Raw genomic sequence first — 22,718 nt, 5'->3', positions numbered from 1 at the left:
CTGAGGCGGGCACTTGCTGCGAAAAACATAGTCGAAACTCGCGCTTGAATCGGCTCAAGTCGACGAAACGGCAGCCGACAGCTTGATAACAGGAGACCATTACCATGCTGCCACCGCTGATCCCACTGAGCGCGGCCCCCGTGACTTCGCAGCTGGACCCGGTCAAACCCACCCCGGACATCCCGCCGGTAACGCCGATTCAAAAGAGTTCGAGCGAAACCAACATCGACCTGGGCGAACGTGACCGCGAGCAGGCCGAATTGCTGCTGCGCGAAGAACAACGTCGCCACCAACGCCGCCGCAGCGACCGGCGCGTGGCCGACCGTCACCCTGATCTTCAAGAAGGCCCGGCCATTCCCGGGGATTTCCTCAATGCCGACGACACCGTGCCGGTGGTGCCGATCATTGACGACGAGCCGCGCCAGGGCCTGTGGGTCGACCTGAAGGTCTGAGGCGCTGGTCAGCGCCGCCTCGATTGCGCATTATTGGCGGCAACAGCTATTCACGAGCGATACGCCATGAGCGATGACGGAAAACTGGTAGACCTGAGCGCCGAGCGCGCCAAGCGTGTTCACGACCTCAATGACAAACGCCTGAACGAAGTCCGCAGCGCTTTCGAGCAGGCTATGCCGCTGGGCAAGGGCAAGAAGAAAGCCAAGAGCAAACCAAAAAAACGCTGACCCGCCTTCCGTTCGTCCCCCGTCTGCCGGCTGCTGTTTGTGATTCACGCCGGCATTGACCTGAGTCAATTCCTCTCGTCACCCCACTGATTACTCTGCGCCCATCAAACAGCCTCGGGCAGAAGGAGTGCGCATGTTTCTTGACCACGCAGTGATAGCCGGCGTCATGACGGTGGGGCTGGCGATGGTGATTTATTCAAGCGTCGGACTGTTCATCTGGAAAGACTCACCCCGGCGCGGAAGACGCTGAGTCTTCTACACAAAGAGCACGCAAGGCATTTTGGGCAACTTCGGTTGCCCATTTTTTTTGCGTTATGGCTGTGCGTGCTGATTGCTATGCCGGGAGGATGCTGGCGTCGGCTCAGCCCACGGTGATAGGCGGCAGGTCAGCCAGGGTCACGGTCTGCAGCTTGCGTGGCGCGAGGATTTCGGCCTCGCCATCCACCACCAGTTCATCGTTCTGGTTGAACACGCGAGTGGCGATGCGCACGCGGAATTTCGGCAGTTTCTCGAGGATTTCCAGGCGCACGGTCAGGGTGTCGCCGATCTTCACCGGCTTCTGGAAGGTCATCTGCTGACCCAGGTAAATCGTGCCCGGGCCAGGCAGTTCGCAAGCCACCGCCGCGCTGATCAATGCGCCGCTGAACATGCCGTGGGCGATGCGATCCTTGAACATGCTTTTGGCCGCAAATTCAGCGTCCAGGTGCACCGGGTTGCGGTCGCCGGACATCTCGGCAAACAGCTGGATATGACGCTCTTCAACGGTTTTGCTGTAGCTGGCAGTCTGACCGACTTCAAGGGCTTCGTACGGCGTGTTGGTGACTTGGGTCATGGGGTGTCCTGTGACAAATAAGAAAGATGAACCACTGACGTCATTCGCTGCGGCGCGGCCTTGGCTGCTGCAGCGCCTGTTCAAGCCAGGCGAGCAGATCCCGGGTGACTTCTTCGCGATTGGTCTCGATGAGGATCTCGTGACGCGCCTGCGGATAGACCTTCAGCGTAACAAACGGGTGGTCGGTGCCGCTCAGAGCGTCGGCCAGATGCGTGAGACGCTTGCCATCGCTCACCGGATCACATTCGCCACCGATAATCAGGATCGGCAGTCCGGGATCGATCTGCGCCAGGTTCGAACGCTTGCTGATCTGCTGCAGGCCCCCGAGCAGGTCCATCCACAGTTGATTGGTGCAGCGGAAGCCGCACAGCGGGTCGTTGCTGTAGGCGTCAACCTCGGCCGGGTCGCGATTGAGCCAGTCATAGCAGGTGCGCGCAGGCTTGAAGCGTTTGTTGAAGGAGCCGAACGACAAGTGTTCGATCAGCGCACTGCGCCCGGTCGGGCCTTTCCGCCAGCGTTCAACACGGGCTACCAGCGCCGCCGAGCGATAGAAGGTGACGGGATGGTAATTCGAACCGCTGAGAATCACGCCCTGCAAACTGGCGCTGTGGTGCAGCAAATAACCTTGGGCGATGTAACTGCCCATGCTGTGACCCAGCAGGAACACCGGCACCCCCGGATGACGCACCGCAATCGACGCTTTCAGCGTGGCGAGGTCGCCGACCACTTTGTTCCAGCCGTCCTGATCGGCGTAATGGCCCAGGGTGCCATAGGTGGCCGAATGGCCGTGGCCACGCTGATCGGCGCCATACAGGGCGAAACCTGCCCGCATCAATGCCTTGCCCAATCTGTCATAGCGCCCGGCGTGCTCAGCCATGCCGTGGGAAAAAAGGACCACCGCCCGGGCATTGCCCATCGGTCTCCAGGCATGCACATAGAGGCGACTGTGATCTTGAGCGTCCAGCCAAAAAGCTTCGTGTTCCATCGCGGTTCCCTGGCCCCTGTAAAAAGTTGTCTCAAAAAACGCAGTGGCGAGCGCTTCGCTTGAGTGTATAGCGGTAGCCGGATGGCAGGCTGGTTACCCGCAAGATTCACACCGGTGATGACGCGGCGACGACTATTTGCCTTCTATGCCATAGCTGCTAACGTCCGGCAAACGCCCGTTTAAATTCCACGGGGCCAGCACACTCAGGTAAGAGGATAAAAACAACATGCAACCTGACTTCTGGAACGACAAGCGCCCCGCTGGCGTTCTTTCTGAGGTGGACCTTCAGGCGTATAACTCGGTGGTCGAGGTCTTCGAGCGCAGTTGCCGCAAATACGCCGATCGCCCAGCCTACAGCAACATGGGTGTCACCCTGAGCTACGCAGAGCTTGAACGCCAATCGGCGGCGTTCGCCGGTTACCTGCAACAGCAGACCGACCTCAAACCCGGCGACCGCATCGCCGTGCAGATGCCCAACCTGATCCAGTACCCCATCGCCGTGTTCGGTGCCATGCGCGCCGGCCTGATCGTCGTCAACACCAACCCGCTGTACACCGCCCGGGAGATGCGCCACCAGTTCAAGGATTCCGGCGCGCGCGCACTGGTCTACCTCAACGTCTTCGGCAAGAACGTGCAGGAAGTGCTGCCGGACACCGATATTCAGTACCTCATCGAAGTGAAAATGGGCGACATGCAGTCGGCGGCCAAAGGCTGGCTGATCAACACGGTGGTCGAGAAGGTCAAGAAGCTGGTGCCGGCGTATCATTTGCCCCAGGCGATCCCGTTCAAACGTGTGCTCAAGCTCGGCAAGGGCGATCGTCTGCAGCAAGTGCCGCTGGCGCTGAAAGACGTTGCTGTATTGCAGTACACCGGCGGCACCACCGGTTCGCCGAAAGGCGCGATGCTGACCCACGGCAATCTGGTCGCCAACATGCAGCAGGTCTATGCCTGCATGCAGCAGCATGGGCCGGACGGGCAGCCGATCTTCAAGCAGGGCAGCGAGATCATGGTGGCGCCGCTGCCGCTTTATCACATCTATGCATTCACCTGTAATTGCATGTGCATGATGGTCAGCGGCAATCAAAACCTGCTGATCACCAACCCGCGGGACATCGGCGGCTTCATCAAGGAACTGAAGAAGTCGAAGTTCTCGGCGATGCTCGGCCTGAACACGCTGTTCGTGGCGCTGATGGACCATCCCGAATTCAAGAACCTCGATTTTTCCACCCTGCGCCTGACCAACTCCGGTGGCACCGCGTTGGTTAAAGCCACCGCCGAGCGCTGGCTGCAGCTGACCGGCTGCCCGATCGTCGAAGGCTACGGCCTGACTGAAACCTCTCCCGTCGCCACCGCCAATCCTTATGGCAATCAGTCCAGGCTAGGGACGGTAGGCATGCCGGTGCCGGGCACTACGGCGAAGGTCATCAGCGACGACGGGATCGAAATGCCCGTCGGTGAGCGCGGCGAGCTGTGCCTCAAGGGGCCGCAGATCATGCGCGGTTACTGGAACAAACCGGAGGCGACCGCCGAGGTGCTGGACAGCGAAGGCTGGCTGAAAACCGGCGATGTCGCGGTGATCGACCCGGACGGTTTCATCCGCATCGTCGATCGCAAGAAGGACCTGATCATCGTTTCGGGCTTCAATGTCTACCCGAACGAGATCGAGGACGTGGTTTCGCGGCATCCGAAAGTGGCGAACTGTGCGGTGATCGGCGTTCCCGACGACCGTTCGGGCGAAGCTGTGAAGCTGTTCGTGGTGCCGAGGGATGCAACGCTGACCAGCGAGGAGTTGAAGGCATACTGCAAGGAGAACTTCACCGGCTACAAGATCCCCAAGCAGATCGTGCTGCGTGAGTCGTTGCCGATGACGCCGGTGGGGAAAATTCTGCGGCGGGAGTTGCGGGATATCGCCTGAGGTTGCGGCGATTGCTCATCAGCTTCTAACCCAGGAAAAACGGCGTGTTGATCACGCCGTTTTTTTTGCCTGGTACTTTCCTGCTGAGTTTAATCGGAGTGCGTAAATGAACATCGACGTAGGACATTTCCGACATTTAGGTTCATTGCTCTAAACGTGACCGTCGCATATTCAAGAGTCAGATATGTGACTGGAGAGCCCGCTTTTGGCTCTAGGCGGCCTCTGGCAAAGCTGATACGCTCGCCCCGCTTTTTGTGCCATCGGTCAACAAAAAGCGGTGACTACAAAATTCCAAACACAAGAAATCATCGCATCAAGCGGTGTGTAGAAACGCTGTCGCTGAGGAGTCGGCTTTTATGCTCGAAAACTTCTGGAAGGATAAATATCCGACAGGTATCGCCGCCGATATCGATCCGGATCAGTATCCGAACGTACAGGCCGTATTGAAACAGTCCTGCGAGCGTTTCGCCAACAAACCTGCGTTCAGCAATCTGGGCAAGACCCTCACCTACGGCGAAATGTACACGCTGTCCGGTGCCTTCGCTGCGTATCTGCAACAGCACACCGACCTGCAACCCGGCGACCGCATCGCCGTGCAGTTGCCCAATGTGCTGCAGTACCCGGTCGCGGTGTTCGGCGCTATTCGTGCCGGGCTCATCGTGGTCAACACCAACCCGCTGTACACCGCGCGGGAAATGGAACACCAATTCAACGACTCCGGCGCCAAGGCGCTGATCTGCCTGGCGAACATGGCGCACTTGGCCGAGAAGGTCGTGCCCAAGACCGGCGTCAAGCACATCATCGTCACCGAAGTTGCCGACCTGCTGCCGCCGCTCAAGCGCCTGCTGGTGAACAGCGTCATCAAGTACGTGAAGAAGATGGTCCCGCCGTTCCACTTGCCCAAGGCGGTCAAGTTCAACGACGTGCTGGCCAAGGGTCACGGCCAGCCGGTGCAGGATGTTTCGCCGAACGGTAACGACGTCGCGGTGCTGCAATACACAGGCGGCACCACCGGCGTGGCCAAGGGCGCGATGCTCACCCACCGCAACCTGATCGCCAACATGCTGCAATGCCGGGCGCTGATGGCGGCCAATCTCAACGAAGGCACGGAGATTCTGATCACGCCGTTGCCGCTGTACCACATCTATGCGTTCACCTTTCACTGCATGGCCATGATGCTGAGCGGCAACCACAACGTGCTGATCAGCAATCCGCGTGATCTGTCGGCGATGGTGAAAGAGCTGTCGAAGTGGAAGTTTTCCGGCTTCGTCGGGCTCAACACGCTGTTCGTTGCGCTGTGCAACAACGCCGACTTCCGCCACCTGGATTTCTCCTCTCTGAAGCTCACCCTTTCGGGCGGCATGGCCCTGCAAACCGCTGCGGCCGAGCGCTGGAAAGAAGTGACCGGTTGCTCGATCTGCGAAGGTTACGGCATGACCGAAACCAGCCCGGTGGCGTCGGTCAACCCGTTCCAGAAAATCCAGATGGGCACCATCGGCATCCCCGTGCCCTCGACCCTGTGCAAGACCATCAATGACGCTGGCGAAGAGCTGCCGTTGGGCGAAGTGGGCGAGTTGTGCATCAAGGGCCCGCAGGTCATGAAAGGCTACTGGCAGCGTCAGGACGCCACCGACGAGATGCTGGATGCCGACGGTTGGTTGAAGACCGGCGACATCGCGATCATTCAGCCGGACGGCTACATGCGCATCGTTGATCGCAAGAAAGACATGATTCTGGTCTCCGGCTTCAACGTGTACCCGAATGAACTGGAAGACGTGCTGGCGACCCTGCCGGGTGTTCTGCAGTGCGCGGCCATCGGTATTCCGGACGAGAAATCCGGCGAGGCGATCAAGCTGTTCGTGGTGTGCAAACCGGGCACGACCCTGAGCAAGGATCAGGTCATGGAGCACATGCGCGCCAACGTCACCGCTTATAAAGTGCCGCGCAGCGTGGAATTCCGCGACGCCCTGCCGACCACCAACGTCGGCAAGATCCTGCGCCGCGAACTGCGTGACGAAGAGCTGAAAAAGCTGGCGCTGAAGAAGCCGGCGTAAGTCAGCCGTTACACCCACAGACCCCGCCAGCGTGCGGGGTTTGTTGTTTAAGGCGGGCATGGATTGTCACGGCGGTATCGCTGAATGCCCTGGCCCCTTCGTGAGCAAGCTCACTCCCACAGGTCCAGCGGCCTTCCCGAGGCTGAGTCCATCCCCATCCTGTGGGTTGGTAAAAGACCTCGAATTGGCTGCGATCCTGTGGGAGCGGGCTTGCTCGCGAAGGCTTAGTTTCATTCACTAGAGAAAGTGGCTGAACGCCCCCGGCCCCTTCGTGAGCTCACTCCCACAAGGTTCGCGTTGTCCCACATTGGGTGGCCTGCCACATGATCTATGAGGGCGTAGATATGCAGACCTGCCTCCACCCCACCAAATCTGCGACAATCCGCGCCCTGCATTCAGATAGAAAGATTCCGCGCCCTGATGACCGACGATTCGACTTCCATCGACCAACTCTTCAAAAACCTCGACCACGCGATGATCAGCGATCGTCATCGCTTGCGCCGGCAATTGCATGAGCTGCGCAAGAAACCGGACGAGACGAAGCGGGCGCAATGGGTCGAGCGCGTGCAGGCATCGTGCGCCCGTGTGCTGAGTCGCGCCCAAAGCGTGCCGACGATGCGCTACGACGAAAACCTGCCCATCGCCGCCAAGCGCGACGAGATCAAGAAAGCGATTCTTGAACATCAGGTGTTGATCATCGCAGGCGAAACCGGCTCGGGCAAAACCACTCAGTTGCCGAAAATCTGCCTGGAAATCGGTCGCGGTCAGCACGGCCTTATCGGCCATACCCAGCCGCGTCGAATCGCAGCCCGCAGCGTTGGCAGCCGGGTCGCCGAAGAAATCGGCACGCCGCTGGGCGGTCTGGTGGGTTATCAGGTGCGCTTCGAAGATCAGAGCGATGAAAACACCCTGATCAAGCTGATGACCGACGGCATCCTGCTCGCCGAAACCCAGCACGACCGCTATCTTGAGCGCTACGACACGATCATCGTCGACGAAGCCCACGAACGCAGTCTGAACATCGACTTCCTCCTCGGTTACCTGAAAACCCTGCTGCCCCGTCGCCCGGACCTGAAAGTCATCATCACCTCGGCGACCATCGACCTCGAACGCTTCTCCGAGCATTTCGACAAGGCGCCGGTCATCGAAGTCTCGGGTCGGACCTTTCCGGTGGAGACCTGGTACCGGCCGATGACCGCCCAGCAGGATGAAGAGGGCAACAGCATCGAGGAGGACCTGACCGTCGATCAGGCGATTCTCGCCGCGCTGGACGAGCTGGCCGCCTTCGAACGCAGCGAGCGCAAGTCCCCTGGCGATGTGCTGGTGTTTCTGCCCGGCGAGCGGGAAATCCGTGACGCCGCCGAGATGCTGCGCAAGGCGCAACTCAAGCACACCGAAATCCTGCCGCTGTACGCGCGCCTGTCGCCGGCCGAACAGCAGCGTATTTTCCAGTCTCACCCGGGCCGTCGCGTGGTCCTGGCTACAAACGTTGCCGAAACCTCGCTGACCGTACCGGGTATTCGCTACGTCATCGACACCGGCACCGCGCGCATCAGCCGCTACAGCTACCGCGCCAAAGTGCAGCGCCTGCCCATCGAAGCGATTTCCCAGGCCAGCGCCAACCAGCGCAAGGGCCGTTGCGGTCGGGTCGAGCCGGGCCTGTGCGTGCGCCTGTACAGCGAAGAAGATTTCCTCTCGCGGCCTGAATTCACCGATCCGGAAATCCTGCGCACCAACCTCGCGGCGGTCATCCTGCAGATGCTGCATCTGCGACTGGGCCAGATCACCGATTTCCCCTTCATCGAGCCACCGGACGGCAAGGCAATCAGCGACGGTTTCAACCTGTTGCAGGAGCTGTCGGCGGTCGACCGCGAGAACAACCTGACGCCGATGGGCCGACAACTGGCGCGCCTGCCGGTGGACCCACGCATGGGCCGCATGTTGCTGGAAGCGGCGAAGCAAGGCAGCTTGCAGGAAGTGTTGATTGTCGCCAGCGCGATGTCGATTCAGGACCCGCGCGAGCGTCCGCCGGAGCGTCAGCAGGCCGCCGATCAAGCCCACGCGCAATGGAAAGATCAAGACTCCGACTTTGCCGGGCTGGTCAATCTGTGGCGTGGCTTCGAAGAACAGCGCCAGGCCCTGACCGCCAGTCCGCTGCGTAACTGGTGTCGCCGCAACTTCCTCAACTACCTGCGTCTGCGGGAATGGCGTGACTCCCATCGTCAATTGAGCCTGATCTGTCGCGACCTGCAGCTGACCGTCAACAAAGAGCCCGCCGATTTTCCGAAATTCCACAAGGCGGTGCTGTCGGGCCTGCTCAGCCAGATCGGTCAGAAGACCGAAGACGGCGATTACATGGGCGCCCGCCAGCGGCGGTTCTGGGTGCATCCGTCGTCGGGGCTGGGCCGCAAGCGCCCGCAATGGATCATGGCTGCCGAGCTGGTGGAAACCACCAAGCTGTATGCGCGCATGGTGGCGAAGATCGAGCCTGACTGGATCGAACCCCTCGCCGGGCACCTGATCAAGAAAAACCACTTCGAACCCCATTGGGAAAAGAAGCGCGGCCAGGTCGTCGCCTTCGAGCAGATCACGCTGTTCGGCCTCATCGTCGTGGGGCGTCGGCCGGTGCATTTCGGGCCGATCGACCCGGTGGTGTCCCGCGAGTTCTTCATTCGCGAAGGGCTGGTGCGCGGCGAGATCCAGTCCCGGGCCAAATGCCTCACGGCCAACACCAAGCTGCTGGAGCAGCTCGACGAACTGGAAGCCAAGGCGCGGCGCCGCGACATCCTGGCTGACGAAGAAACCCTGTATCGGTATTACGACGAACGCCTGCCGGCGGAGATTCACCAGACCGCGACGTTCGACGCCTGGTACCGGATGGAAAGCCAGAAGAACCCGCAGCTGCTGATCATGCGCGAGGAAGATGTGCTCGCCCGTGAAGCCAGCGAGGTCACGGCCAATCAGTACCCGGACACCTTGCGTCTCGGCGAACTGACCTTGCCGCTGACTTACCATTTCGAGCCGAACCATCCGCGCGACGGCGTGACCCTGCGCGTGCCGGCGCCGCTGTTGCTGTCGTTGCCGGCCGAGCGCCTGGAATGGCTGGTGCCGGGGCTGCTGGAAACCAAATGCGTGGCGCTGGTGCGCAATCTGCCCAAGGCGCTGCGCAAGAATTTCGTGCCGGTGCCTGACTTCGTCAAAGCCGCGTTGCAACGGATGGTCTTCGCCGAAGGCTCGTTGCCCCAGGCGTTGGGCCGTGAGCTGTTGCGCATGACCGGCGTGCGAGTGACCGACGAAGCCTGGGCCGAAGCGGCACAACAGGTGGAAAGCCACCTGAAAATGAACCTTGAAGTGGTCGACGCCAACGGCAAGTTCCTCGGTGAAGGCCGTGAGCTGGATGAGCTGACCGCCCGTTTCGCCGAGGCCGGACAAGCCGCGTTGGCGGTGCCTCAATCGGCGAAAGGTCAGCAGCCGGTCGAGGCCAAGGGCTTTGCGGCAGTGGCCGAGAAGACGCAACAGCAGATTGCCGGGCTGTCGATGACGGTGTATCCGGCGCTGGTGGAAGAGGGCGGCACGGTCAAGGAAGGGCGTTTCTCGACTCAGGCCGAAGCCGAATATCAACACCGTCGAGCCCTGCAGCGGCTGTTGTTGCAGCAACTGGCTGAGCCGACCAAGTTCCTGCGCAGCAAGTTGCCGGGACAGACCGAGCTGGCCTTGCTGTACCGCGACCTGGGTCGGGTCGATGCATTGATCGAAGACATCCTGCTGGCGAGCCTCGACAGCTGCATTCTTGAAGGCGAAACGACGTTGCCCCGAGACGGCGCCGGCCTGCTGTCCCTGGCCGAGCGCAAGCGTGGCGGTCTGACCGAGCATGCCGAGCGGCTGGCGAGGCTGACGCTGGAAATCCTCAAGCTCTGGCACGGCCTGCAAAAGCGCTTCAAGGGCAAGATCGATCTGGCCCAGGCCGTGGCGCTGAATGACATCAAAGGTCAGCTGAGCAAGCTGGTCTACCCCAGTTTCGTCCGCGAGACGCCGGCGGTGTGGCTCAAGGAACTGCCGCGTTACCTCAAGGCCATAGAAATCCGTCTTGAGAAGCTCGGCAGCCAGGCGCAGAAGGACCGGGTATGGAGCATCGAACTGGGCAATCTCTGGGCGCAGTACCAGACCCGCGCCGACAAACACGCTCAGGAAGGCAAGCGCGACCCGGAACTGGTGGTGTATCGCTGGTGGCTGGAGGAATACCGCGTGTCGCTGTTTGCCCAGCAACTGGGGACCAAAGTACCGATCTCGGACAAGCGCCTGAACAAGCAATGGACCCAGGTCGAGGGTTGATCCCCTCGGCCCGCAGTCCCGATTACATTACCCGATAGCGCGAAATGGCAGCCGTTATGGCAAACTTCGCGGCTAAACTTCATAGCGTCACAAACATCCGTCGTCCGCCAAGCGGGTTGCTGCCTCGTTGCATTGGGACTTTCGTCCCAGAACCACCGACGCCCCGCTTGTGCTGGCTGTTCAGCTGCTGCCGTCAATGAGCTGCTTTTATCTCGAGAGGAACGACCGTGTACGAAGTCGTGATCAGTGGCACCGGGCTTTTCACCCCCGCCAACAGTATTTCCAACGATGAGCTGGTGCAGTCTTTCAACACCTACGTTGCCCAGTTCAACGCCGAAAATGCCGCCGCGATCGAAGCGGGAGAGGTTCAGGCACTGACGGAATCCAACGCGGCGTTCATCGAAAAAGCCAGCGGCATCAAAAGCCGTTACGTGATGGACAAGGACGGCATTCTCGACCCCCTGCGCATGAAGCCGCGTCTGCCCGAGCGCTCCAATGACGAATGGTCGATTCTCTGCGAGATGGGCGTTGCCGCGGCCAGGCAGGCCCTGCAGCGTGCCGGCAAGACCGCCGCTGACATCGACGGCGTGATCGTCGCCTGTTCCAACCTGCAACGCGCGTACCCGGCGATCTCCATCGAAATCCAGGCGGCGCTGGGCATTCAGGGCTTCGGCTTTGACATGAACGTGGCGTGCTCATCGGCCACCTTCGGCATTCAGACCGCCTGCAACAGCGTCAAGCTGGGCCAGGCCCGGGCGCTGTTGGTCATCAGCCCGGAAATCTGCACCGCGCACCTCAACTTCCGCGACCGCGACAGCCACTTCATCTTTGGCGATGCGGCCACGGCGGTGGTGGTCGAGTGCGCTGACCTGGCGACCTCCGAGCACCAGTTCGACATCGTCGGCACCAAGCTGCTGACCACGTTCTCCAATAACATCCGCAACAATTTTGGTTTCCTCAACCGCACGGCGGAAGAGGGCGAGGGCAAGGCGGACAAACTGTTCGTGCAGGAAGGCCGCAAGGTGTTCCGCGACGTCTGCCCGATGGTCGCCGAACTGGTGGCTGCGCACCTGGACGAGAACCAGCTGAACGTCGGCGACGTGCAGCGTTTCTGGCTGCATCAGGCCAACCTGAGCATGAACCACCTGATCGTGAAGAAACTGCTCGGCCGCGACGCCACGGTCGAGGAAGCCCCGGTGATCCTCGACCGCTACGCCAACACCAGCTCCGCCGGTTCGGTCATCGCATTTCACGAACACCAGGACGACCTGCCAAGCGGCGCGCTGGGCGTGCTCAGTTCGTTCGGCGCGGGGTATTCGATTGGTAGCGTGATTCTGCGCAAGAAGTGATGCGTGCGGGATGACTGCCGGCTAAACATGTGGGAGTGAGCTTGCTCACGAAGAGGCCATGACATCCGCTAAATCTTCAGCGGCTGAAATGCCGCTCTCGTGAGCAAGCTCACTCCCACAAGGACTGTGCCAGCTGCGCGAGAGGGAATCTCTCGTAAAGTTGTAGGATCCGCAGAAGATCCTAGAGTCCACAAAAAAAGCCCGGCGCTGCTCTGTCGGAACGGATGATGGGGATCCGACAGAGCAACGGCGGGCTTGAGGTCTGTAGCGGCTTCAAACGGCAAGAAAACGCCGCTTGAAGCTTTCAGCTTGTCACTTGCAGCTTATAGCTCGTAGCTGCCTTTCTTAGAACTTCGCCAGCACGTCCAGTTGCAGCGTGTTCGCATCCTGATCACGCGGCAGCGCAGAAGTCGCGAAGTCCGCTTTGGTCAGGAAGTACGTCGCGCCGACCGCGAAGTTCTTGTCGATGTCGTAGGAAATGGCCAGCTTGTGACCGCGCGAACCGGTAGTGCCGTTGGCGAAATCGGAATCGGTGAAAGCACCCACTACAGCGTTACGCTGTGTATCGCGGTAGTTGTAGTCCAGACCGAAACCGAACACCTTGGTTTTCACGCCGGCCAGCCAGGCGGTGTCTTCGTCGCTGTTGGTGGCGCTGTTGACCACGTACTGACCGTAAAGGCCGACCGGCACGACAAAGCCGGTCAGGTCCAGTTGACCGAAGCCTTCATACAGACGGAAGTCAGTGGTGTTGTTGCCGTTGATGCTCAAGCCACAGAACGTCGTGCTGGTGCTGGCAGCGGCCGGATTACAGTCGTTGGAGTTCTCGTAGTTGTAGACCGAACCGCCGACCGTCATCTTCACGTTGTCGGTGATGGCGATCCGCGTACCCAACTGAGCGGCGTTCAGGCGCAGGTCGTTCTTGAACTGCGTCCCTTCGCCGCTGATGTTGTCTTTGAGGGTGTAGGTACCGGCGCTGCCGAACAGCTCGAAGCTCTTGTTGATCGGCAGGCTGTAAGTCGCGGCCAGACCTTCAGGGTTGATGTCGTTGTCCCAGATCACGTCGCCTTCGCTGACCCATGGCTGAGCCATCTTGCCGCCGATGACGTGCAGGTTCTGGATCGCGGTTGGGTGGTAGTCGATGAAGCCTTGATCCAGCCACAGGTCTTTCTTGGTGAAGTAGTCGTTCTGGTCAACGTTGGTGGAGTTGGCCTTGTTGTCGCCACCGGTGGCGATACGGATACCGGTGCTGACTTGCGGGTTGATCTCGCTGTAGGCGCCGAGACGCACACGGATGCGCTGACGGTTTTTGTCCTGGCTGTTGTTCTGGTCGTCGATCTTGACCGTCTCTTGCCGAACGCGAACGTCGCCCTTGAATTGAGTCTTCGCTGCCCATGCCACTTTCTGCTCGAAGGCAGACAGTTCGGAGGACTTGGCAGCGGTGGCAGCGGCGATCTGGTCGGAGGTCGCTTTCTGGGCCTGTTGCTGGGCCAGTTGGTCTTTGGTCAGCTCGGTTTGCAGTTCGGCGTACTGGGCAGGTGAGATCGAGCCGTTGGCCTTGAGCATGTCGAGCAGTTTCGCGTCGACTGCGGCGCTGGCCGGAACGCTCATGGCCAGCAGCACACCACCACACAGGGCTGCCGCAGTTTTCGTGGAAGCAAGACGCATATCAATCTCCGTAACTGAGAAGGGATGACCGAATCATCCAGGGATCAACCGACCATTGGCGGGCGGGGAAAGGTCAGAGCGCTTAGAACCTGATGCTCTAAAAACAGGCGCCAGTATTGCGGCCGTTTATGACGAAAGAGTGGCAAGGTGATGGCATGTGGATGACATGTGAAAATTTTGTTGAAGCCGCAGGCTAGAGCGTTCTGTCGACTAAATTCACGTGCAGGCCCTGTGAATAAGTGATACTGCGCAGACGTTAGCGCGACCACACGACTGCACCAGGAGTGGCGAAATGTCGTTACACCGTTTGGATAAATTGTCGGACCTTGCCCCTGAACAGTGGGACGCCCTGATACCTGGCGACTCACCCTTTCTGCGCCATGCCTTTCTCAGTTCGCTGGAAGACAGCGGCAGCCTCGGGCCGCGTTCCGGCTGGCGCGCCGAGCACTTGCTGCACTACGAGGGCGAGCAACTTATTGCTGCGCTGCCGGCCTACCGCAAGTGGCACTCTTACGGCGAGTACGTCTTCGATCACGCCTGGGCGGACGCTTGCCGGCGCGCCGGTCTGGCCTATTACCCCAAGCTGCTGGTGGCTGTGCCGTTCAGTCCGGTCAGCGGGCCGCGCCTATTGGCAAAGACCCCCGAAGATGGCCGCGAACTGCTCGCCTGCCTGCCGGGCTATGCCCAGGGCGAGGAGCTGTCCAGCGTTCACGTCAACTTCACCGACCCGGTCGCCGACGCATTGCTTGCCGAACAGCCCGGCTGGCTGCAACGCATCGGCTGCCAGTACCACTGGCAGAACCGCGGCTATCGGGATTTTCAGGATTTCCTCGATGTCTTGAGCTCACGCAAGCGCAAGCAGATGCGCAAAGAGCGCGAGCAAGTGGCGGGGCAGGGCTTTGATTTCGACTGGCTGGAAGGGCACGAGCTGAGCGAGGCGCACTGGGATTTTGTCTACGCCTGCTATTCCAATACCTACGAAGTGCGTGGGCAAACGCCGTACCTCACGCGGGAATTCTTCAGCCTGGTGGCCGAGCGCATGCCCGACGCGATTCGTGTGGTGCTGGCGCGACAGGGTTCGCGGCCGGTGGCGATGGCGTTCAGCCTGATCGGCGGCGACAGCTTTTACGGCCGCTACTGGGGCTGCCTGGCCGAGTTCGACCGGCTGCACTTCGAGACGTGTTTCTATCAGGGCATGGATTACGCGATCGCTAATGGCTTCAAGCGCTTCGACGCTGGCGCCCAAGGGGAGCACAAGTTGATTCGCGGTTTCGAGCCGGTCATCACCCACTCATGGCACTACCTGGCGCACCCGGGACTGCGAGAAGCGGTGGCGGATTTTCTGACCCAGGAGCGGGCAGGGATTCTGGCGTACGCCGAAGAAGCGCGCGGGGCCTTGCCGTATCGGCAGGTGTAGCTCGATCTGTCTGGGTCCGATCAAGCGTGAACAGCTTTGTTGGCTTCGCCCTGACACCGCTGTCTCGTGGCAAGCTCAACCCTTGTGGGAGTGAGCGTGCTCACGAAGACGGCATCGGAACCTCCCAGGACATCCGCCCCGGGCCTATTTCTTCAAGGGTCAATCCACCCCGACAAACCCACCGGTCTGATGCGCCCACAGCCGGGCATACAACCCTTTGTGCGCCAGCAGCTCGCCATGGGTCCCGCTCTCAGCGATCACGCCGTTTTCCAGCACGATCAGGCGGTCCATCCGTGCGATGGTCGACAGCCGGTGAGCAATCGCAATCACCGTCTTGCCCTGCATCAGCGTTTCCAGACTTTCCTGAATCGCCGCTTCCACTTCCGAATCCAGTGCGGACGTCGCTTCGTCCATGATCAGGATCGGCGCATCCTTGAGCAGCACGCGGGTGATGGCGATGCGCTGACGCTGACCACCGGACAGCTTGACGCCGCGCTCGCCCACATGGGCATCCAGCCCGGTACGACCTTCGGAATCGGTCAGCAGCGGGATAAACTCGTCGGCGCGGGCCTTGCGCATGGCTTCCCACAATTCAGCGTCGGTCGCGTCCGGTTTGCCGTAAAGCAGGTTGTCGCGGATCGAGCGGTGTAACAGCGACGTGTCCTGCGTAATCATGCCGATGTGTGAGCGCAGGCTTTCCTGGGCGACGTGGGAGATGTCCTGATCATCGATCAGGATCCGCCCGCCCTGGACGTCATACAAACGCAGCAGCAGGTTCACCAGCGTGGATTTACCGGCGCCCGACGGCCCGATCAATCCGATCTTCTCGCCCGGCTTGATGTCCAGGTTCAGGCCGTGAATCACGCCCTTGCCCTTGCCGTACTGGAAGTTGAGGTCTTCGAATTTCACTTCGCCACGGCTGACGGTCAGCTTCGGCGCCGCGTCCCGATCGGTGATGCCCACTGGCTGCGCGATGCTCTGCAGCCCGTCCTGGACCATGCCGATGTTTTCGAAAATGCCGTTGACCACCCACATGATCCAGCCAGACATGTTGACGATGCGAATCGCCAGACCGGTCGCCAGCGCAATCGCGCCCACCGAAATCAGCGACTGGGTCCACAGCCACAACGCCAGGCCCGTGGTGGTGACAATCAGAATGCCGTTGAGCGTGGTGATCACGGAGTCCATTTCAGTGATCACGCGGCCGGCCAGCTGGGTCTTCTCGGTTTGTTCGCTGATGGCCTCGCGGGCGTACTGCTGCTCGGAATTGGTGTGGGCAAACAGCTTGAGCGTGGCGATGTTGGTGTAGCCATCGACGATGCGGCCCATCAGTTTGGAGCGCGCATCGGAAGAGATAACGGAGCGCGCTTTCACCCGCGGCACGAAGTACCGGAGGGCGAGGATGAACGCGATGATCCAGCTCAGCAGTGGGATCATCAGGCGCCAGTCGGCTTCGGCGAACAGCACCAGCGCGCTGATCGAATAGATCAGCACGTGCCACAACGCGTCCACCGACTGCACCGCGGAATCACGCAGCGCATTGCCGGTCTGGACGATACGTTGGGCGATGCGCCCGGCGAAGTCGTTCTGGAAGAAATTCAGGCTCTGCTTGAGCACGTAACTGTGGTTCTGCCAGTTGATCATGCTGGTCATGCCCGGGCTGATGGTCTGATGCACCAGCAGGTCGTGCAGCGCAACGAAGATCGGCCGCAGCACCAGCGCGACGACGACCATCCACGTCAGCTCGAACGCATGTTCGCGGAAGAAATTCGGGTTTGGCGTGCCCTGGGCCAGATCGATGATGCGGCTCAGGTAGCTGAACAGCGACACCTCGATCAGCGCGCCGATCAGTCCCACTACCAGCAATGCGGCAAAGCTGGGCCAGACCTGACGCAGGTAATACGCGTAGAACGACGTGACAGTGTTGGGCGGGGCGGCGGTGGGGGCTTCGCGGAAGATATCGATCAGCTGTTCAAAACGGCGATAGAGCATTGGCAATGACGCCCACGCTTGAGCGGGCTCTCCTTTTGGTGGGGATTGAACACAGCGGCTTGAGAGCAGCTCAATGACAGTCTTCGGTTCAGACCGCATGAAAACGCGATTGCTCACGCTGATTCAAGGGCCGGGGCCTGAAAATGCAAAAGCCGGGCAGACGCCCGGCTTTTGCGCTTGCGGCAGGCTTAGTTCACGCGCTTGGCCGTCTTGATCAGGATCGGGTCAACCGGCACGTTCTGCATCCCGCCTTTGTTGCCGGTCTGCACGTTGACGATCTGGTCAACGACGTCCATGCCTTTCACGACCTTGCCGAACACGGCGTAACCGTAGTCACGGGCGCCGTGGTCGAGCATTGCGTTGTCAACGACGTTGATGAAGAACTGGCTGGTGGCCGAATTCACATCCGACGTCCGCGCCATGGCGACGGTGCCGCGCACGTTGTGCAGGCCGTTATCGGCTTCGTTCTTGATCGGGTCGTTGGTGGATTTCTGTTGCATCTGCGCCGTGAAGCCGCCGCCCTGCACCATGAAGCCCGGGATGACGCGGTGGAAAATGGTGTTGTTGTAGAAGCTGCTGTCGACGTACTTGAGGAAGTTCTGGGTGCTGACGGGTGCCTTGTCCTGGTTCAGCTCAATTTCCACATCGCCGAAGCTGGTGGTCAGCACAACGTGAGGCGCCGGAGCGGCCATCAGATTGCCGGCGAACAACACGGCAGCGGCGGAGAGGGCGATTTTCTTCAGCATGGGCAGAGTCCTGAAATTAATGTCGACTGCGAAAAAACTGGACGTAAGGGAAGCACGTTTGCGCGGATTTGGACAGTGGGGGGTGGCGCGCGCTGATTTCAGTGGGACCGGCTTCAGCCGGGAAGGGGCATGCTTTATCACCCTCACTCCTGCGGTGTGACACCCGACGCCTTCCCGGCTAAAGCCAGTCCTACAGGTGCACGCGCTGTTCTTGTGGGACCGGCTTCAGCCGGGAAGAGGCCGGATGGAGCACCCTCATATTTGCGGTGTGACACCCGACGCTTTCCCGGCTAAAGCCGGTCCCACTTACAGCGCGCTTTGTTCAAAGCATCTGCTGCGGCGCCGGGAAGGGCGCGTCCAGCGGCGCGGTGTCGAAGCTCTGGATCAGCTCAATCAGGATCTGCGTCGCTGGCCCGAGCGGTTTGTCCTTGCTGGAATACAGATAGAACGTGGGATGCCGACTGCCGCCTTTATCAAGAGGCAGAATTTTCAGCACGCCCTCCTGGATCTCCCGCTCGATGACGTGGCGCGGCAACCAGGCAAAGCCCAACCCGCTGCTCACAAACGCAGCGGCCGTCGCAAGGCTGCCCACCGTCCAGCGCTGTTCGGCGCCGAGCCAGCCGACGTCGCGCGGTTGATTGCGCCCGGAGTCACGAATCACCACCTGCAACTGGCTTTCCAGATCCTGGAAATTCAACTCACGTTGCAGTTGATGCAAGGCATGGCCGGGATGGGCCACGGCGACGAACTCCACCTTGCTCATCTCATTACCCAGAAAACCGGGGATGCTGAAGCCGCTGATGGCGAGATCGGCTACACCTTCCAGCAACACTTCCTCCACGCCCGACAGCACTTCCTCACGCAGTCGCACCCGACATCCGCGGCTTTGCGGCATAAAAGCTGTCAGCGCTCGCACCAGCCGGGCGTTCGGGTAAGCGGCGTCGACCACCAGACGCACCTCGGCCTCCCAACCCTGTTCCATATGATGGGCAAGGTCTTCCAACTGACTGGCGTTCTTCACCAGCTGCCGCGAGCGTCTCAACAAGACTTCGCCGGCCTCGGTCAGCACGGCTTTGCGTCCGTCAATGCGCAGCAGCGGAACGCCGAGCTGGTCCTGCATCCTGGCGACGGTGTAGCTGACCGAGGACTGCGAACGGTGCAGCGCTTCGGCGGCCTGAGCAAAGCCGCCATGGTCGACAACGGCTTGCAGCGTGCGCCATTGATCAAGGGTCACGCGGGGCGCTTTCATCTCTCGCTCCTGTTGTCCTAAGCTGGCGGTCCCTGAATGGAGACTGCCCCATGAAAAGAATCTGTTGTGTGCTGCTGGCGATGCTGCCGCTGAGCGCGTTTGCCTACCCGATTGACGTCGAGAAAGACATCAAGGGCGTGCAGGTGGACTACAACAGTCATGACGTCGCCTACGACATCGGCAACATCACCCTGAACAACTTCGGCGATGTCCCTGCCAAGTGCAGCGTGGTCTTTCGCAACGGGCCGGAAGCCCCGCGCACGCGCCGGGTTCAGGTCGCGCCGAAAAGCAGCACCGAAGTCACCGCGAAATTCACTCGCGACATCGTCAAACTGCGCATCTCCCTGAGCTGCGAGCCTCTGTAACCCACGCATCAGCGTCGACGGAGCGTACGTCGGCTTCGTCGATAAAACAAATTCTTGGATGGGTTCGGGTCGAAAGCTGGCTTCTTTGATCGATATGCCTGCCGTCGTTACGGCGAGGGGATTGACCTCCGAACGCTGGCGCGGCATCCGCCTGGACGCCTTAATCGCCCGTTAATCCCGCCCCTTGAAGATGCTCGCGTTCATCGACACTCCATTGGCACTCGTTCGCTCCTGAGTGCATTGCCCGATCGACCCGCAGGATTGCGCCGGGTCTATCGGGTTTTTTCTTTCCGGGTCCCGAGTCGCCGCCAACGGTGGCGAGCCGACTGCTTAATAGACAGGGCATGGCCAACCGGCTAAGGTCGCCGCCTTCAAAAAAGGGGCAACCATGGGCTATCTACTTTTTGTGACGCTGATTCAGGCGTTTTCCTTCAGCCTGATCGGCGTCTATCTGGCCGGGCACGTCGACAGCTACTTTGCCGTGCTGCTTCGCGTCGTGCTGGCTGGATTGGTGTTCATCCCGCTGACGCGCTGGCGTCGCGTCGAGCCTCAATTCATGCGTGGCATGCTGTTGATTGGCGCGCTTCAGTTCGGCGTCACCTACGTCTGCCTGTACCTGAGCTTTCGCGTGCTGACGGTCCCCGAAGTGCTGCTGTTTACCATCCTCACGCCGCTCCACGTCACGCTGATCGAAGACGCTCTCAACCGGCGCTTCAATCCGTGGGGCCTATTGGCGGCCATGGTCGCGGTGCTCGGCGCCGTGATCATTCGTTACGATCGGGTTGATCCGGATTTCCTCGGCGGCTTCCTGCTGCTGCAGGTGGCGAATTTCACCTACGCCGCAGGGCAGGTGCTCTACAAGCACCTGGTGGCCCGTCACCCCAGCGATCTGCCCCACTACCGACGCTTCGGCTATTTCTACCTCGGTGCTCTCGCCGTGGCGTTGCCAGCGTTTCTGCTGTTCGGCAATCCGCAGCATCTGCCGGACGCGCCTCAACAGTGGGTGGTGCTGCTGTTCCTCGGCCTGTGTTCAACCGCGCTCGGCATGTATTGGTGGAACAAGGGCGCGTGCCTGGTCAATGGCGCCACACTCGCGGTGATGAATAACCTGCACGTGCCGGTGGGGCTGCTGATCAATCTGTTGATCTGGGGGCAGAACGAGGACCTGGGCAAGCTGTTTTTAGGCGGGCTGGTGATTGTTTCTTCGGTGTGGATCAGTCGGCGCGGTCTTGTTCAACGCCGGGCCATTCTCTGAAACAGCCGGGTTAGACGCCCGCGTCACCGACATCAGCGAGGGTGATGTTAGATATCTTCATGCGTGGTTTTTGATGTTGGGATCAAGCGAATAGATTGGCCCCAACGAAACGACTTAACCCACTTACCAGCAACTACGCGGAGATCTACATCATGAAAAAGTCCATTGCATTCGGTTTCGCATTGTCCATCCTGGCTGCCGGTTCTGCCTTCGCCAGCCCTGAGCACATCCACCAACGCGCCATCGTCGACGCTTCCAGCGCTACCGTTCTGGACAGCAAAGTCGCCAGCAAAGAGGCGGTCAAGCCTTTCGCTACTCAGACTTCCGGCACCGTGACCGTTGCTGAAAACCGCAAAGAGTTCGGTTCGAGCTATCAGCGTTATCAGTAAGTCCCTGGGTGTAACAAGACCCACAATAAAAGCCCGGCAGATGCCGGGCTTTTTGTTGTTTGAATTAAGAGTGTGCTGAATAACCAGATGGGCATGCCAAATCAATTACAACGTTTCTAATTAGAATGGACGTCCAACGGCTGATCTTCCCGTTGTTTTTGAGCAGTCGACAATTCTGCCAACCCCATCCGTAAATCAGCCCCACTCGGCTGTTGATAAACCCCCAGCCCGAACTCCGGCAGCACCGCCAGCAGATAATCGAAGATATCCCCCTGAATCCGCTCGTAGTCACCCCAACTGGTGGTCCGGGTAAAACAGTAGATTTCCAGCGGAACACCCTGAGCTGTGGTCTCCATCTGGCGGACCATGCAGGTCATGTCCGGGTGAATGTCGGCGTGGCTCTTCAGGTACGCCAGGGCGTAGGCCCGGAACGTGCCGATGTTGGTGATGCGGCGGCGGTTGGCCGACATCTCGGCGACGTTGCCCTGGGCTTGATTCCATGCCTTGAGCTCGGCTTTCTTGCGGCCCATGTAGTCGGTCAGCAGGCGGACCTGGGTCAGCTTCTGTTCTTCTTCATCGGAGACGAACCGCACGCCGCTGGCATCGATGAACAGGCTGCGCTTGATCCTGCGCCCGCCGGACTGCTGCATTCCGCGCCAGTTCTTGAACGACTCGGACATCAGGCGCCAGGTCGGGATCGACACGATGGTCTTGTCGAAATTCTGCACCTTGACGGTGTGCAGGGTGATGTCCACCACGTCGCCGTCGGCGCCGACTTGTGGCATTTCGATCCAGTCGCCGACGCGCAGCATGTCGTTGCTGGTCAGTTGCACGCTGGCGACAAAGGACAGCAGGGTGTCTTTGTAGACGAGCAGAATCACCGCTGACATCGCGCCCAGTCCGGAGAGCAGCAGCAACGGCGATCGATCAATCAACGTGGCGACGATGATGATCCCGGAGAACACGTACAGGATCATTTTCGTCAGCTGCACGTAGCCTTTGATCGAGCGGGTGCGGGCGTGTTCGGTGCGCGCGTAGATGTCCAGCAACGCGTTGAGCAGCGCGCCGACGGTGAGCATGAGAAAGAGGATGGTGAACGCCAGCGCGATGTTGCCGAGTACGTGGTTGGCAGCGTTGCTGAGGTTCGGGACCAGATTGAGACCGAACTGGATCACTACCGAGGGCGTGACCTGGGCCAGTCGGTGAAAGACTTTGTTGTGCAGAAAGTCATTGAGCCAGAACAGCGACGGCTGGCGGCTCAGGGCTTTCATGGCGTAGAGGATCATCCATCGCGCCAGCCGCCCGAGCACGAAGGCGGCGATGAGCAGTAACAGCAAGCCGGTGATCGTGCGCAGCATTGGCTGGTTTTCCAGCAGCGTCCAGATTTCCTGGGCGCGTAGCCAAAGCGAATGGGTGTCCATGGGCGCTGGATCTCCTGATCAAAAATGGGGGGCGCGATTAGAGCATTGATAGGGAAGCGAGGGCAGGGTAGG

The 22,718-nt window shown here is 60.3% G+C and carries 18 protein-coding genes; 11 read left to right on the top strand and 7 right to left on the bottom strand.

Going from position 1 to position 22,718, the window contains the following annotated elements; genetic code table 11:
* The first annotated feature begins 104 nt into the window (after window positions 1–104).
* The 3 genes from QMX88_RS04800 to ccoM all read left to right on the top strand — a co-directional run bounded on the left by QMX88_RS04800 (window position 105) and on the right by ccoM (window position 930).
* Window positions 105–452: an aspartate-semialdehyde dehydrogenase gene (locus tag QMX88_RS04800; RefSeq protein ID WP_192171549.1), complete on the top strand. Its 348-nt coding sequence runs from the start codon at window positions 105–107 to the stop codon at window positions 450–452.
* Between the two features lie 66 nt (window positions 453–518).
* Window positions 519–680 (top strand): hypothetical protein, encoded by a 162-nt coding sequence (locus tag QMX88_RS04795; RefSeq protein WP_192171548.1) that lies wholly within the window; start codon window positions 519–521, stop codon window positions 678–680.
* A gap of 133 nt (window positions 681–813) precedes the next feature.
* Window positions 814–930, top strand: a complete 117-nt coding sequence (gene ccoM / locus QMX88_RS04790; RefSeq protein WP_282366821.1) for a cytochrome c oxidase subunit CcoM — start codon at window positions 814–816, stop codon at window positions 928–930.
* Window positions 931–1,041: 111 nt separating this feature from the next.
* On the opposite strand, the gene QMX88_RS04785 is transcribed toward ccoM, so the two are convergent.
* Window positions 1,042–1,512: a MaoC family dehydratase gene (locus tag QMX88_RS04785; protein WP_192171547.1), complete on the bottom strand. Its 471-nt coding sequence runs from the start codon at window positions 1,510–1,512 to the stop codon at window positions 1,042–1,044.
* A 40-nt stretch (window positions 1,513–1,552) separates the two neighbouring features.
* A complete protein-coding gene (locus QMX88_RS04780) occupies window positions 1,553–2,497 on the bottom strand; it encodes an alpha/beta hydrolase (protein WP_282366818.1) in 945 nt (314 codons plus the stop codon).
* 226 nt (window positions 2,498–2,723) lie between these two features.
* Here QMX88_RS04780 and fadD2 point away from each other — a divergent pair, with 226 nt between their 5' ends.
* The 4 genes from fadD2 (at window position 2,724) to QMX88_RS04760 (ending at window position 12,147) form a co-directional block, all read left to right on the top strand.
* Complete coding sequence (gene fadD2 / locus QMX88_RS04775; protein WP_282366817.1) at window positions 2,724–4,412, top strand: long-chain-fatty-acid--CoA ligase FadD2; 1,689 nt, start codon at window positions 2,724–2,726, stop codon at window positions 4,410–4,412.
* 356 nt (window positions 4,413–4,768) lie between these two features.
* Window positions 4,769–6,466, top strand: coding sequence for a long-chain-fatty-acid--CoA ligase FadD1 (gene fadD1, locus QMX88_RS04770; RefSeq protein WP_192171544.1), 1,698 nt, complete (start codon window positions 4,769–4,771; stop codon window positions 6,464–6,466).
* A gap of 420 nt (window positions 6,467–6,886) precedes the next feature.
* Complete coding sequence (gene hrpA, locus QMX88_RS04765; protein WP_282366816.1) at window positions 6,887–10,798, top strand: ATP-dependent RNA helicase HrpA; 3,912 nt, start codon at window positions 6,887–6,889, stop codon at window positions 10,796–10,798.
* 227 nt (window positions 10,799–11,025) lie between these two features.
* Window positions 11,026–12,147, top strand: a complete 1,122-nt coding sequence (locus QMX88_RS04760; protein WP_282366815.1) for a beta-ketoacyl-ACP synthase III — start codon at window positions 11,026–11,028, stop codon at window positions 12,145–12,147.
* Window positions 12,148–12,492: 345 nt separating this feature from the next.
* Here the strand turns inward: QMX88_RS04760 and QMX88_RS04755 are convergent, their stop codons facing one another.
* Window positions 12,493–13,812, bottom strand: coding sequence for a putative porin (locus QMX88_RS04755; protein WP_282366814.1), 1,320 nt, complete (start codon window positions 13,810–13,812; stop codon window positions 12,493–12,495).
* A 292-nt stretch (window positions 13,813–14,104) separates the two neighbouring features.
* Between QMX88_RS04755 and QMX88_RS04750 the strand changes: the two genes are divergently transcribed.
* A complete protein-coding gene (locus QMX88_RS04750) occupies window positions 14,105–15,229 on the top strand; it encodes a GNAT family N-acetyltransferase (protein ID WP_282366813.1) in 1,125 nt (374 codons plus the stop codon).
* A gap of 159 nt (window positions 15,230–15,388) precedes the next feature.
* On the opposite strand, the gene QMX88_RS04745 is transcribed toward QMX88_RS04750, so the two are convergent.
* The 3 genes from QMX88_RS04745 to QMX88_RS04735 form a co-directional block, all read right to left on the bottom strand.
* Entirely contained in the window at window positions 15,389–17,221 is a 1,833-nt protein-coding gene (locus QMX88_RS04745; protein WP_282366812.1) for an ABC transporter ATP-binding protein, read from the bottom strand.
* Window positions 17,222–17,409: 188 nt separating this feature from the next.
* Window positions 17,410–17,967: a peptidylprolyl isomerase gene (locus QMX88_RS04740; protein ID WP_282366811.1), complete on the bottom strand. Its 558-nt coding sequence runs from the start codon at window positions 17,965–17,967 to the stop codon at window positions 17,410–17,412.
* 322 nt (window positions 17,968–18,289) lie between these two features.
* Window positions 18,290–19,216, bottom strand: coding sequence for a LysR family transcriptional regulator (locus QMX88_RS04735; RefSeq protein ID WP_282366810.1), 927 nt, complete (start codon window positions 19,214–19,216; stop codon window positions 18,290–18,292).
* 50 nt (window positions 19,217–19,266) lie between these two features.
* Here QMX88_RS04735 and QMX88_RS04730 point away from each other — a divergent pair, with 50 nt between their 5' ends.
* The 3 genes from QMX88_RS04730 to QMX88_RS04720 all read left to right on the top strand — a co-directional run bounded on the left by QMX88_RS04730 (window position 19,267) and on the right by QMX88_RS04720 (window position 21,225).
* The gene (locus QMX88_RS04730; RefSeq protein WP_065992674.1) at window positions 19,267–19,581 is read left to right on the top strand and encodes a 3-phosphoglycerate kinase; all 315 of its coding nucleotides are present in this window, start codon (window positions 19,267–19,269) and stop codon (window positions 19,579–19,581) included.
* 388 nt (window positions 19,582–19,969) lie between these two features.
* Window positions 19,970–20,836 (top strand): carboxylate/amino acid/amine transporter, encoded by an 867-nt coding sequence (locus QMX88_RS04725; protein WP_282366809.1) that lies wholly within the window; start codon window positions 19,970–19,972, stop codon window positions 20,834–20,836.
* Window positions 20,837–20,988: 152 nt separating this feature from the next.
* A complete protein-coding gene (locus QMX88_RS04720) occupies window positions 20,989–21,225 on the top strand; it encodes a hypothetical protein (protein WP_282366808.1) in 237 nt (78 codons plus the stop codon).
* Window positions 21,226–21,341: 116 nt separating this feature from the next.
* Here the strand turns inward: QMX88_RS04720 and QMX88_RS04715 are convergent, their stop codons facing one another.
* Window positions 21,342–22,646: a mechanosensitive ion channel family protein gene (locus QMX88_RS04715; RefSeq protein ID WP_282366807.1), complete on the bottom strand. Its 1,305-nt coding sequence runs from the start codon at window positions 22,644–22,646 to the stop codon at window positions 21,342–21,344.
* Window positions 22,647–22,718: the final 72 nt, after the last annotated feature.

Source organism: Pseudomonas sp. PS02290 (assembly GCF_029960075.1).
Classification (GTDB): domain Bacteria; phylum Pseudomonadota; class Gammaproteobacteria; order Pseudomonadales; family Pseudomonadaceae; genus Aquipseudomonas.
Note: the sequence above shows the minus strand (reverse complement) of the source record. Positions and strands in the feature narration are given on the sequence as shown.

Bases quoted from the DNA above. Each gene is read 5' to 3' on its own strand.
- QMX88_RS04800 (WP_192171549.1), top strand. From the start codon at position 105: ATGCTGCCACCGCTGATCCCACTGAGCGCGGCCCCCGTGACTTCGCAG.
- QMX88_RS04795 (WP_192171548.1), top strand. From the start codon at position 519: ATGAGCGATGACGGAAAACTGGTAGACCTGAGCGCCGAGCGCGCCAAG.
- ccoM (WP_282366821.1), top strand. From the start codon at position 814: ATGTTTCTTGACCACGCAGTGATAGCCGGCGTCATGACGGTGGGGCTG.
- QMX88_RS04785 (WP_192171547.1), bottom strand. From the start codon at position 1,512: ATGACCCAAGTCACCAACACGCCGTACGAAGCCCTTGAAGTCGGTCAG.
- QMX88_RS04780 (WP_282366818.1), bottom strand. From the start codon at position 2,497: ATGGAACACGAAGCTTTTTGGCTGGACGCTCAAGATCACAGTCGCCTC.
- fadD2 (WP_282366817.1), top strand. From the start codon at position 2,724: ATGCAACCTGACTTCTGGAACGACAAGCGCCCCGCTGGCGTTCTTTCT.
- fadD1 (WP_192171544.1), top strand. From the start codon at position 4,769: ATGCTCGAAAACTTCTGGAAGGATAAATATCCGACAGGTATCGCCGCC.
- hrpA (WP_282366816.1), top strand. From the start codon at position 6,887: ATGACCGACGATTCGACTTCCATCGACCAACTCTTCAAAAACCTCGAC.
- QMX88_RS04755 (WP_282366814.1), bottom strand. From the start codon at position 13,812: ATGCGTCTTGCTTCCACGAAAACTGCGGCAGCCCTGTGTGGTGGTGTG.
- QMX88_RS04750 (WP_282366813.1), top strand. From the start codon at position 14,105: ATGTCGTTACACCGTTTGGATAAATTGTCGGACCTTGCCCCTGAACAG.
- QMX88_RS04745 (WP_282366812.1), bottom strand. From the start codon at position 17,221: ATGCTCTATCGCCGTTTTGAACAGCTGATCGATATCTTCCGCGAAGCC.
- QMX88_RS04740 (WP_282366811.1), bottom strand. From the start codon at position 17,967: ATGCTGAAGAAAATCGCCCTCTCCGCCGCTGCCGTGTTGTTCGCCGGC.
- QMX88_RS04735 (WP_282366810.1), bottom strand. From the start codon at position 19,216: ATGAAAGCGCCCCGCGTGACCCTTGATCAATGGCGCACGCTGCAAGCC.
- QMX88_RS04730 (WP_065992674.1), top strand. From the start codon at position 19,267: ATGAAAAGAATCTGTTGTGTGCTGCTGGCGATGCTGCCGCTGAGCGCG.
- QMX88_RS04725 (WP_282366809.1), top strand. From the start codon at position 19,970: ATGGGCTATCTACTTTTTGTGACGCTGATTCAGGCGTTTTCCTTCAGC.
- QMX88_RS04720 (WP_282366808.1), top strand. From the start codon at position 20,989: ATGAAAAAGTCCATTGCATTCGGTTTCGCATTGTCCATCCTGGCTGCC.
- QMX88_RS04715 (WP_282366807.1), bottom strand. From the start codon at position 22,646: ATGGACACCCATTCGCTTTGGCTACGCGCCCAGGAAATCTGGACGCTG.